5 protein-coding genes are annotated in these 12,657 nt (G+C 71.8%); 1 reads left to right on the top strand and 4 read right to left on the bottom strand.

From position 1 onward, the window contains the following. Positions 1-23: 23 nt before the first annotated feature. The 3 genes from WU80_RS11755 to WU80_RS11745 are packed head-to-tail and all read right to left on the bottom strand — an operon-like array spanning position 24 to position 5,159. Entirely contained in the window at positions 24-1,505 is a 1,482-nt protein-coding gene (locus tag WU80_RS11755) for an MFS transporter (RefSeq protein WP_055405760.1), read from the bottom strand. A gap of 58 nt (positions 1,506-1,563) precedes the next feature. After that, positions 1,564-3,357, bottom strand: coding sequence for an N-acetylglutaminylglutamine synthetase (gene ngg / locus WU80_RS11750; RefSeq protein ID WP_055405224.1), 1,794 nt, complete (start codon positions 3,355-3,357; stop codon positions 1,564-1,566). Next, positions 3,354-5,159, bottom strand: a complete 1,806-nt coding sequence (locus tag WU80_RS11745) for an N-acetylglutaminylglutamine amidotransferase (protein ID WP_055405225.1) — start codon at positions 5,157-5,159, stop codon at positions 3,354-3,356. The genes ngg and WU80_RS11745 overlap by 4 nt, the downstream gene beginning before the upstream one ends. Positions 5,160-5,620: 461 nt before the next feature. On the opposite strand from WU80_RS11745, the gene WU80_RS11740 reads away from it, so the two are divergent. After that, positions 5,621-5,926: a DUF732 domain-containing protein gene (locus tag WU80_RS11740; RefSeq protein ID WP_231633812.1), complete on the top strand. Its 306-nt coding sequence runs from the start codon at positions 5,621-5,623 to the stop codon at positions 5,924-5,926. On the opposite strand, the gene WU80_RS11735 is transcribed toward WU80_RS11740, so the two are convergent. Further along, positions 5,927-12,657, bottom strand: a 6,731-nt coding sequence (locus tag WU80_RS11735; protein ID WP_156349709.1) for a non-ribosomal peptide synthetase, incomplete at its 5' end; no start/stop codon positions are given.

The following is a 12,657-nucleotide window of genomic DNA, read 5'->3' as shown; positions in this document are numbered from 1 at the left end:
TCACCGGTATCGCCGCGATGGTTTCAAACGGAAGACGGGCCGCGGTCGTCGGCCCCGGCCTCGTCGACCGTCAGCGGCAGCGCGAGCTCTTCGAGCGGGCGCCGCTCGGCCGCGATCCCGAGCCACAGCTCGACCAGGCCCGCGATCGCCATCACCGCGGCGCCGGTCAGGAACGACCACATCACCTGGCCGCGCTCCCCGGAATTGATCAGCTGCCCGAACAGCAGCGGGCCGGTGATGCCGCCGATCGCGGTGCCCACGGCGTAGAAGAACGCGATCGCCAGCGCCCTGGTCTCCATCGGGAAGATCTCGCTGACCGTCAGGTAGGCGGCGCTGGCGCCCGCCGAGGCCAGGAAGAACGCGACCGCGAGGACGGCGATGAACGTCCAGACGCCGCCGGTCCGGGTCACGAAGAGGACCGCGAGGACCACGGCCACCACCGCCGACCCGAGGTAGGTGGCCGTGATCATCGGCTTGCGGCCGACGGTGTCGAACAGGTGGCCCAGCGCCAGCGGCCCGACGAAATTGCTGAGCGCCCAGAGGATGAAGAAGAGCGGCACCTTGCCCGACGGCACGCCGTAGAACCCGCTCAGCAGCGTGCCCAGGTTGAACGTGACGCCGTTGTAGAGGAACGCCTGCCCGGTGAACAGCGCCAGCCCGAGCACCGCGCGCCGCGGGTAGAGCTTGAACGCCACCCGGGCAATTTCCCGGAACGAAATCGTCTGCCGCTGGCGGATTCTGAGCTTGCGCCCCTGCGGCTCGGGCAGCGGCTCCCCGGTTTCGCGCTCCACCGCCTCCTCTATCTCGCCGACCACCCGCTCGGCCTCCTCGTCGCGGCCGTGGATGAACAACCACCGCGGGCTTTCCGGGACGTTGCGCCGGACCAGGAGCACGAAGATGCCGAAGATGGCGCCCACGCCGAAGGCGAGCCGCCAGCCGATGTTGGGCGCGAAGTTCGACGTGTCGAGCAGGACGAGGGCGCCGGCGGCTCCCGCCGCCGACCCGAGCCAGTAGGTCCCGTTGATGATCAGGTCGACGCGACCGCGCAGCCGCGCGGGGATCAACTCGTCGATCGCCGAATTGATCGCGGCGTACTCGCCGCCGATGCCGGCGCCGGTGAAGAACCGTGCGACGAAGAAATACCAAGGGGCGAAAGCGAATGCGGTCGCGACGGTGGCGGCCAGGTACACGGCGAGGGTCAACATGAACAGATTGCGCCGGCCGAAGCGGTCGGTCAGGTGGCCGAAGAACAGCGCACCCAGGCACGCGCCGGCGATGTAGAACGCGGCGGCCATGCCGATCTGCGCCGCGTTCAGGTCGATGCCGCTGCCCTTCTCGGTGAGGCGAGCGGACACGTTGCCGACCATCGTTACCTCGAGCCCGTCGAGGATCCACACCCCGCCGAGCCCGATGACGACGCGCCAGTGGAACCGCGACCAGGGCAGCCGGTCCAGGCGCGCCGGCACGTGGGTGGTGATGGTTCCGGTTTGCACGCTTCCGCTCATCTGGCTCCAATCCGAATGACGTTCCCCAGCATTACCCAGACGAGCCGCAAGGCAAGCATCAACCGCGGTCGGCGCGCGACTCCTCGGGGGTCCAGGCCGCCGGCTGGCCGGGGTGGCCGGGGAACAGGAAGTCGATGAAAGCCGCGGCGGTGGGCTGGGGTTCGTGGTTGGCCAGCCCCGGTCGCTCGTTGGCCTCGATGAAGGCGTACTCGGCGCCGGTGACGTCGGGCACCAGCAGGTCGATGCCCGTCACGGGGATGCCGATCGCCTCGGCCGCCGTCACCGCGACCCGGCACAGCTCCTGGTTCACCACGGCGGTGACGTCGTGGATGGTTCCGCCCTGGTGCAGGTTGGCGGTGCGGCGCACGCGCAGGCGGCTGCCCTGGGGCAGCACGTCGTCCAGCGACCAGCCCGCCTCGGCGACCGTCGCCTCGGTGAGGTCGTCGAGCGGGATGCGGGACTCGCCGCCAGTGGCCGCCGAGCGCCGCCGGCTTTCGGCCGCGATCAGGTCGCGGATGCTGTGCTCCCCCGTGCCGATGATCTCGGGCGGCATCCGCAGCGCCGCCGCCACCACCCGGCCGTCGATCACCACCAGCCGCAGGTCGTCGCCCTGCACCCGCTGCTCGATCAGCACGTCCGGGTAATGCTGGCGGGCGCGGGCCAGCGCGGCGGCCAGGTCCTCGGGGCCGTTGTCGGCGGTCACGCCGACCGTGATGCCCTTCCCCTGCTCGCCGCGGGTCGGTTTCACCACCACCTCGCCGACCTCGGTGAGGAAGTTGTAGTCGCCCTCGTCGAAGGTGGCCAGCCGGGCGCGGGGCACCGTGATCCCGGCCTCCGAAACCAGGCGGCGCGTCAGGCGCTTGTCGTCGCAACGGCACATGGCCACCGCCGAGGTGTATTCGGACAGCGATTCGCGGGTGACGACGCTGCGGCCGCCGTGGGTGAGCCGCATCTCGCCGGTCTCGGCGTCGAGCACCTCGACCCAGATGCCCCGACGCAGCGCCTCGTCGGCGATGATCCGGGCGTAGGGGTTGAGGTCGTCGACCGTCTCGGGCGGCGGGCTGAACAGCGGCTCGTTGATCGCGTTCTTGCGCTTGATCGCCAGCACCGGAACGCGGACAAAGCCGAGCTTCTCGTACAGGCCGATGGCGGCGGCGTTGTCGTGCGCGACGGACAGGTCCATGTAGGCGCGGCCCGCGTCGCGGAAGCGCTCGGCCAGGGCACGGGTCAGCGCCGCCCCGATGCCGGGGAGGCCGGCCGCGGGGTCGACGGCCAGGGTCCACAGGCTCGATCCCTGCTCCGGGTCGGAGAACAGCAGCTCGTGGTCGACGCCGGTCACCGTGCCCACCACCGCGCCGTCGGCGTCGCGCACGGCCAGCAAATAGGTCACCGCCGGCACGTTCAGGTGGTTGTTCCAGATGACGTCGACGCCGGCCGGGACCATTCCGCAGCGCACGTAGACGCGGTTCATCGCGTCGGCGTCGACCGGGTCGTTCAGCGTGCGCACGGTCACGCCGAGCGGCGCGGCCGACAGCTCCTCGGCGGTGGACTCGGTGAACCGCAGCCGATAGGTGTGGCTGGGGTCGATGAAAAGCTCGGTGGGCGCTTCGGCGACCACGACGTGGGATTCGCGCGCGTAGATGCAGATGTCGCGGCGCCCGGGCCCCTCCCGCCGCAGCGCCTCCACCAGCTGGTGGGCGTCGGCGAAGGTCTGCCCGAAAATCAGTCGGCCCCAACCCAATTCGAGCTCGACATCCTTGGCCATCGCCTCGACCAACTCCGGCGGTGACGCGTCGTGCAGACCGAGTGTGATCGCCTCGGTGTGGTCGCCGGAGGGATCGATGACGGTCATGCCACGGGGCCCGAAATGCCGTGCCGCTGCAGCCAGAGTTCCAGCAGGGCGATCTGCCAGAGTTCGTTGCCGCGCAACGGGGTCAGCTTGCCGTTGGGGTCGGCCAGCAGGGCGTCGACCGCCTCGGTGCGAAACAGGCCGCGCTCCTTGGCAACTGGCGCATAGAGCGCGTCGCGCACCATGTCGAGGTAGGGCCCCTCGAGGTGGGTCAGCGCCGGAACGGGGAAGTATCCCTTGGGCCGGTCGATGACCGCCGACGGAATCACCCGCCGCGCCGCCTGTTTGAGGACGCCCTTGCCTTCGTGGGCGATCTTGAGCTCCGGCGGGCAGGTCGCCGCGAGCTCGACCAACTCGTGGTCCAGGAACGGCACCCGGCCCTCCAGGCCCCAGGCCATGGTCATGTTGTCGACGCGCTTCACCGGGTCGTCCACCAGCATCACGGTGGTATCCAGCCGCAGCGCCCGGTCGACGCCCGTCTCGGCGCCCGCGCGGGCGAAGTGCTCGGTGACGAAGCGCTCGCTGGGGTCGTCCGCCGCCATGATGCCCGGGCCCAGCAGGCCCGCCAGCTCCGCCGAATCGCGATCGAAGAAGGCGCCGCGGTATTCGGCCACCGAACCCTGCAGCGAAGCCGCGGCCGGCGAACCCATCGGCGGGTACCAGTGGTAGCCGGCGAACACCTCGTCGGCGCCCTGGCCGGACTGCACGACCTTCACGTGGCGCGCCACTTCTTGGCTGAGCAGGTAGAACGCAACACAGTCGTGGCTGACCATCGGCTCGCTCATCGCGCCGATGGCGCCGTCGAGCGCGGGCAGCATCCGGTCGGTTCCGATGCGGATCTGGTGGTGGTCGGTTTCGAAGCGCTGGGCGATGATGTCGGACCACCGGAACTCGTCGCCCTCGACGCCACCGGCGGACTCGAAGCCGATGGAGAAGGTCATCAGGCCGTGCTGGCCCGCCTCGGCGAGCAGGCCGACGATCAGGCTGGAGTCGACGCCGCCGGACAACAGGCAGCCGACCGGCACGTCGGCCACCAGCCGGCGCTTGACCGCGACGCGAAGCGCGTCCAGCACCGCCTCTTCCCAATCGCTCTCCGACCAGCTTGCGCGGTCGGCGCGCCGGGTGAAGTCGGGTGTCCAGTAGGTGGTGGTGGTGCGCCGGCCGTCGGGTTCGATGGCGATAAGCGAAGCGGGTGGGACCTTGCGGACGCCCCGCAGGATGGTCAGCGGCGCCGGGACCACCGAGTGGAACGTCATGTAGTGGTGCAACGCCTGCGCGTCGATGCGGGTGTCCACACCACCGCCGGCAAGCAGCGCCGGCAGGGCCGAGGCGAACCGGATCCGGTGGCTGTCCTCGGTCAGGTAGAGCGGCTTGATCCCGAGCCGGTCGCGGCCGAGCAGCACCCGGCCGCTGTCGCGTTCGACGATGGCGAAGGCGAACATGCCGTGCAGGTGGCTGACGAAGTCGTCGCCCCAGTGGCGGTAGGCCTTGAGCAGCACCTCGGTGTCACTGTGCGAGAAGAACCGGAAGCCGTGCCCGCTGAGTTCGCGGCGCAGCTCCTTGTAGTTGTAGATGCAGCCGTTGAAGGCGATGGCCAGACCCAGTTCCGAGTCGACCATCGGCTGGGCGCCGGCCTCGCTCAGGTCGATGATCTTGAGCCGGCGGTGGCCGAGCGCGACACGCCCCTGCGACCAGGCGCCCGACGCATCGGGACCCCTCGGGGCCATCACGGCGGCCATTGCGGACACCGCTGCTACGTCGGGGACCCGCCCGTCGAGCCGTACCTCCCCGGTGACTCCGCACACTCCTTGGACCATACCGAAGGCGGTCGCGGCGCGCCCTAACGGCCACTGTGAAATGCGTCGGTGCGGCGGTCCGGTCCGCGGCGGTATCGGCGGCAAAGCGGATGCCGCCGGCGGGTTACACCGCGCCTGTTAAATCCTGGTTGCGCTCTGCTCTCGCCGTTCACGGCCGCGCGGTCCGGCCGTCGCCGTCCGTCCCGAGCGGGGTGTCTGGTCGCCGAGAGGCGCGGAGCGCCGCCGGTGAATGGGACCGCAGGCGGCCCAAGCCTTTTCGACGCCCCGCTGCCGGCCCGGACCCGGGCGCCGTCCGGGCGTGACCACCCATTTTCCCGGCCGAGTGGGGCCGATTTGTGTGAGGTGGCGCGATCAACGCCGGCGAGAAGGGTGCCTCGGTTCTGGTTAATGTTCAGCCACCGTTATGGCAGGGAGTGCGGTTGGCCACTTTGAGGAAGACCTTGACGCGAGTGATTGTCGGCGCGGTGATGCTTGCGGGGGGCGGATTGCTTTTCGCGGCGCCCGCGTCCGCCGATCAAAACGATGACGCGTTCATCGCGGAGATTCAGCGCAGTGGGATCGTCTTCACCGATCGCGGGGCCGCGATCGCCGCCGGGCACAACATGTGCGCCGGGCTCGACAAGGGCAAGACGCCGACCTCGCTGGTGCTGAATGTCGTGCGGGCCACGGACCTGTCGGCACACGAGGCCGGCTACCTGCTCGGCGCCTCGGTGGCGTCCTATTGCCCCCAGCACAGAGCCGCCGTCGGCAACTAGTCAGCCGGCTCGCTCGCCGGGACGCTTGTCGTCCCGCGACGCGTGCTGGCCATCGTGGGCCAATTCGAGCCGGCGTTCGGCGAGGACGAGGAGATGCCTGAGCCGCTGCCCGTACAGCCCCACCGAATCGTTGGCCAGCATGTCGTCGTGCGCGCACTCGATCGAGTAGGTCAGGATCTCGCCGGACACGTACGGCCGCCAGAATGACGCCAGGAACGCGGCGCGGTCGCCGCCGTCCGCCGTGGCGGCGAAGACGGTGATGTTGCCGCGGAACACCCCGGGCCGGTGCGCCCGGTACCAGGCGGCGTTCTTGCGGGCGTTGTCGGTGAGCAGGTCGACGAGCCGCCTGGATCGCCAGGCGTCCGGGTGGTGTTCGGCCAGCGCGTCCGGCAGGACGACGCCGTCGCCGACGGCGGGCTGGGCGTCGAGCAGGATGAGGCGGGCGACGTCGCACCCGCGGCGCTGCAGCGCGATCGCGACCTCGTGGGCGACGACGCCGCCAAACGACCAGCCGAGCAGGTTGTAGGGCCCGGACGGGTACACCCGCTGCAGCCTGTCGGCGTAGGTTTCCGCCAGCTCCCGGATTGACCGGGCTTCGCTTTCTGCGGCTTCCGGCACCTGTTGTATCCCGACGATCGGGCAGTCCAGGTAGTTGCCGAGCACCTGGTACGGCCAGCTGACGCCGCCCGCGGGGTGGATGCAGAACACCGGAATGCCGGCGCCGCGCTTCAGGGTCTGCACCGGCACGACGTCCGGGGTGGCACCGGAGTGCGTGACGAGCCGCTGGCTCAGGCTTCGCACGGTGGGCGCGTCGAACAGGGTGCGCACCGCGAGGTCGACGGACAGGTCGGCGTTGAGCGTGGCGATCAACCGCATCGCCGAGATGCTGTCGCCGCCCAGGTCGAAGAAGGAGTCGTCCACGCCCACCCGCTCGACGCCGAGCACCCGGGCGAAGGTGCCGGCCAGGATCTCCTCGGTCGCGTTCGACGGCGCCCGGTATCCGCGGCCGGTGTACTCGGGCGGGGGCAGGGCGCGGGTGTCGAGTTTGCCGTTGGGCGTGAGCGGCAGTGCGTCGAGCCCCAGCACGGCGGCGGGCACCATGTATACCGGCAGCCGCCCGGCCAGCGCGGTGCGGGCCTCGGCGGGGTCGGCCGTTCCGGTGATGTAGCCGACCAGCCGCTTGTCTCCGGGGCGGTCCTCGCGGGCGATCACCACCGCCTGCTCGACGCCGTCCAACCGGGCCAGCGCCGCCTGGACCTCACCGAGTTCGATGCGGTAGCCGCGGATCTTGACCTGCTCGTCGGCGCGGCCCACATAGCTGAGCTGGCCGTCGGCCCGCCAAAGCACCAGGTCGCCGGTGCGGTACATCCGCGCCCCGGGCCCGCCGAACGGGCAGGCGACGAACCGCGACCCGGTCAGCCCGGCCCGCCCGGCATAGCCGGCGGCCACGCCGGTGCCGGCCACGTAGAGTTCGCCGACCACCCCGGGCGGCACCGGCCGCAGCCAGGCGTCGAGCACGAACAGCGCCGCGCCCGCCACCGGCGAGCCGATCGGCGGCACACCCGAGCCCGCCGCCAGCGGGGCGCTGATCGCCACGCACATCGTGGTCTCGGTGGGGCCGTAGGCGTTGACCATCACCCGCCCTGGCGCCCAGCGGTCGACCACCTCGGCGGGGCAGGGCTCACCGGCCATCACCAGCGCCAACCCGTCGAGACCGGCCGGGTCCAGCGCCGCGACCGCCGACGGGGTCTGGGTCAGGACGCTGACCCCTTCGTCGACCAGCAGGGCGCGGAAGTCCCGCGGTGAGCGCACCACGGACTCGGGCACCACGACCACGCGCCCGCCGCGCAGCAGCGGGGCGAAGATCTCCCACACCGACACGTCGAAGGCGTACGAATGGCACTGCGTCCACACGCCGGGGGACGGCAGGCCGGCGTCGAGCGAGCCGATCAGCCGGGTCACGTTCTGGTGGGTGACCGCCACGCCCTTGGGCACGCCGGTGGTCCCGGAGGTGTAGATGAGATAGGCGACGCCGTCCGCCGGGGGCGCCGGCAACGCGGTGTGCGGGTAGCCCGCGATCCGCGCGTCCTCGATGTCGATGACCCGGACGTCGCGCCCGTCCAGCCGCGAGCGCAACCCTTCGGTGGTGATGGCGGCGATCGGCGCGGCGTCGGTGAGCATGAACCGGATCCGGGCGGCCGGGGCCGCCGGGTCGATCGGCAGGTACGCCGCTCCCGTCTTGAGCACCGCCAGGATCGCCACGATCGCCTGCGCCGAGCGGGAAAACAGCAGGGCCACCGACTGTCCCGGGCCCGCGCCCTCGGCGACCAGCAGGTGCGCCAGCCGGTTCGCCGCGTCGTTGAGCTCGCGGTACGTCAGGGACAGGTCGTCCCAGCCGACCGCGAGGGCGTCGGGCCGGCGGGCGACCTGCGCGCCGAACATCTCCGGGATCGACACCGGGGTGGGGGCCGGCCGGGCCAGCACCGCCCGGTTGCCGATCCCGTCCAGGTGCGTGTGCTCCGGGGCGTCCAGCAGGTCGACCGCGGAGAGCCGCCGGGCGGGGTCGGTGGTCATCGCCACCAACACCCGCTGCAGCCGCTCGGTGAGCGCGTCGATAGTGCCCGCGTCGAACAATCCCGCGTCGTATTCCACCCGGAGTCCGAGCCGGTCGCCGGACAGGGCGGCCTGCATCGTCAACGGGTAATGGTTGCGCTCGAACATGTTGAAGTCGGTGATGGACAGCTCGTGGTTGACCGCCATCGCCGAGGTTTCCAGCGGATAGTTCTCGTAGCCGAACAGCGTGTCGAAAAGCCGTTCGTGACCGGTCATCCGGTGGATTTCGCTCAGCGACAGGTGTTCGTGGTCGAGCGTCTCGTTGTGCGCGCCCTGCAACTGGTCCAGCAGCTCCCGGGTGGTGGTGGCGGGCGTGATGCGGGCGCGCACCGGGATCGTGTTGATCAGCAGGCCGACCATCGATTCGGCGCCCACCACCTCGGCCGACCGGCCGGAGACGGTGGTGCCGAACGCGACGTCGTAGTTGCCGGTCAGCCAGGTCAGCAGCTGCGCCCACGCGGCCTGCAGCACGGTGCTGACCGTGGTCTGGCAGGACCGGGCCAGCTCGGCGAGCGCGGCGGTGGTCTCGGCGGGCACCGCGAACGTCGTGAGGCCCCGGGCGCCCGGCTCCAGCTTGGTCGGCGGTCCGACCAGCGTCGGGGTCTCGAAGCCGGCGAGCACCTGGCCCCACGCCGCCCGCGCGGCGTCGAGGTCGCGCCCGGCCAGCCAGGTGACGAACCGGCGATAGGGCGCGGGCGGGGCCAACCGCTGCCCGGTGAGGCTGGCGAAGGTCTCGTTCACCAGGATCGGCACCGACCAGCCGTCCAGCACGATGTGGTGAATCGTGAGCACCAGCCGGTGCCGGTTCTCGGCCGTGCGAATCATGGCCACCCGGAACGCGGGCCGGTCGGCCAGGTCGTAGACCGCGGCGCGCTCGGCGGCGCAGAGTTCCTGCACGCGCTCGTCGGCGCCCCGGAGCTCCAGGTACCGCCACGCCATCACCGGCTTGGCGGGGATGACCTGCACCGGTTCGTCGAACTGGTCGCGGAATCGGGCCACCAGGTGCGGGTGCCGCTCCACCACCGCTTGCACCGCCTCGCGCAGCCGGTCGGGGTCGAGCGGGCCGGTGACGCCGATGTCCAGCTGCACCACGTACAGGTCGTCGTGGCTCGCCCGCGTGGTGGTGGCGTGGAAGAGCAGGCCCTGCTGCAGGGGGGTCAACGGCAGCACGTCGGCGACGGCGTCGAGGCGCTCGAGCTCGTCGATCTGTCGCTGGTCCAGCCGGGCGGGCAGGATGTCCGACGGGGTCAGCCCCCCGCCGCCGCCGCGCACGTGGGCGCAGATGCCGGTCAGCGCCTCGAACCAGAGCCGGCTCAGCCGAGTGACCTGCTCGCGGTCCAGCGCCGAGGGCGCCCACGTCCAGTTGGCGTGCAGCTGCGGGCCGGCCTCGCCGTCGGCGGTTCCCGCGTTGAGGTCGACGGTGTGCATCAGCGGCATGGGGACCGCCGTGCTGGTCGCGGTGACGGCCGAGCCGTCCCTGCAGATGCGCCACAGCTCGTCCGACATCTCGGCCGCGGCGCCGCCCAGCCGGCCCAGGTAGTTGAAGCCGATCGGCGGGTCGGAGCCGTCCAGGTCGACGTCGGCGTTCAGGTAGCGCAGCAGCCCGTAGGTCAGCGGATCCGGCATGCCGCGCAGCTGCTCCTTGGCCGCCTTGAGCACCTCCCCCAGCGCCGGGTCACCGGAAACCACTTGCGCCCAAGGCAATTCGCCCACCGCCAGGGCAACCGGGTACTTGGTGGTGAACCAGCCGACGGTGCGCGACAGGTCCACGCCGGCGGCCAGTTCCTCGTGCCGCCCGTGACCCTCGACGTCGATGCCGACCGGCGCCCCGCCAGGAAGGTCGGGGCCCAAGAACTCGGCCCACGCCAGCGCGTAACCGATCAACAGGATGTCGTTGACGCCGGCGTGGAAGGCGGCCGGCGCCTCGCCGAGCAGCGTGCGGGTGGTCTCCACGTCGAGCCGCACCGAGAGGTGCTCGGCGGTCTCGTACGTGTCCGTGTCGGGGCGCACCGCCGGCAGCGCGGGCGGGGCCGCCGCGATGCGCTTCCAGGCGTCGGCCCGCTCGACGACGGCCGGGGCGTGCGCGTGCTCGTCCAGGAGCGCGGCCCAGCGGGCGAACGACGTGCCGCCCGGCGGCAGCGCCACCGGCTGCCCGCCACTGCGCTGCGCCCAGGCAATGTTCAAGTCCTCCAACAGGATTCGCCAGGAGACGCCGTCGACAGCCAGGTGGTGGATGATCAGCACCAACTGGCGGGTGGAGCTGACCCACAGCGCGCTCAGCATCACCCCGTCGGCCGGGCTCAGCCGCGACCGTGCCGCCGCCACCGCCGCGTCGGACAGCGCGTCGACCGCGCGCAGGTTGTCGGCGGCGCGCACGGCGCCGGCCTCCGGCACCGTCAGGGACCAGTTCGCGTCGACGCGCAGCCGCAGCATGGCGTGCCGGTCGAGCAGGGCCTGCAACACCGCCACCGCGTCGGCCTCCCCGACCCCGGCGGGGGCCTCGACGACCATCGTCTGGTTGAACTGGTCGACGGGACCGTCCACTCCCTGCAGCCAGCGGATGATCGGCGTCGCGGGCAGGTCCCCGGTGCCCTCGTCGGTCACGCCAGCGTCGCCGTCGGCCACCCCGACCACGCGGGCCAACCGGGCCACCGTCTGTTCGACGAAGATGTCGCGCGTCCGGCACGTCAGGCCGGCGGCGCGGGCGCGCGTCACCACCTGCATCGACGAGATGCTGTCGCCGCCCAGGTCGAAGAAGGAGTCGTCCACGCCGACCCGCTCGACCCCGAGCACCTGCGCGTAGATGCCGGCCAGGACCTCCTCGGCCGGGGTGCTCGGGGCGCGGTAGCGCTCGGCGTCGCGGTACTCGGGCGCCGGGAGGGCGCGGCTGTCGAGCTTGCCGTTGGGCGTCAGCGGCAGCGCGTCGAGCGCCACCACCGCCGCCGGAACCATGTACGCGGGGAGGCGGTCGGCCAGCCGGGCGCGCACCTCGGCGGGTTCCGCCGACCCGGTGACGTAGCCGACCAGGCGCTTGTCCCCGGGTCGGTCCTCGCGGGCGATGACCGCCGCCTGCCGCACGCCGTCCAGGTCGGCCAGCGCCGCCTGGATCTCGCCGAGTTCGATGCGGTAGCCGCGGATCTTGACCTGCGCGTCGGCCCGGCCCAGGTATTGCAGCTGCCCGTCCGCGCCCCAGCACACCAGGTCACCGGTGCGGTACATGCGCGCCCCGGGCCCGCCAAACGGGCAGGCGACGAACCGCGACGCGGTCAGCGCCGGCCGTCGCCAATACCCGCGGGCGAGCCCGGCGCCGGCCACGTACAGCTCGCCGACCACGCCGGGCGGCGCCGGCCGCAGGGAGTCGTCCAGCACGAACAACGCCGCCCCGGCCACCGGCGACCCGATCGGAACCACGCCGTCGCCCGCCCTCAGCGGCGCGCTGATCGCCGCGTACACCGTGGCCTCGGTCGGTCCGTAGGCGTTGATCATCACGCGCCCCGGCGCCCACCGGTCCACCAGCTCGGTCGGGCAGGCCTCGCCGGCCACCACCAGCGCGGCGGACTCCAACCCCTCCGGGTCCAACATGGCTGCGGCAGAGGGGGTTTGGCTCAGCACGGTGACCCGCTCGGCGATCAGCAGGGCGTGCAGGTCCTCCGGGGACCGCACCACCGCGTCGGGCACCACCACCAGCCGCCCGCCGCGCAACAGCGCGCCGAAGATCTCCCACACCGAGACGTCGAAGCCGTAGGAGTGCCACTGCGACCACACCCCGCCGTCCGGCAGGTTCGCGTCCGCGGACGCGATCAGCTGGGTCACGCTGCGGTGGCTCACCGCAACGCCTTTGGGCACCCCGGTGGTCCCCGACGTGTAGATCAGGTAGGCGATGTCCTCGGCGCTGGGTGCCGGCAACGCCGCCGCGGGCCGGGTGGTGACGGCCGGGCCGTCGGCGTCGATGACGGGCACGTCGTGCTCGCCCAGCCGGCCGGCCAGCTCGGCGGTGGTGATCGCCGCGACGGGCGCGGCGTCGGCGAGCATGAAGCCGATGCGGGCCGCGGGGTGCGCGGGGTCGATGGGCAGGTAGGCCGCCCCGGTCTTGAGCACCGCCAGGATGGACACGATCG

It is taken from the genome of Mycobacterium sp. UM_11 (assembly GCF_001414075.1).
Lineage (GTDB): Bacteria > Actinomycetota > Actinomycetes > Mycobacteriales > Mycobacteriaceae > Mycobacterium.
Note: the sequence above shows the minus strand (reverse complement) of the source record. Positions and strands in the feature narration are given on the sequence as shown.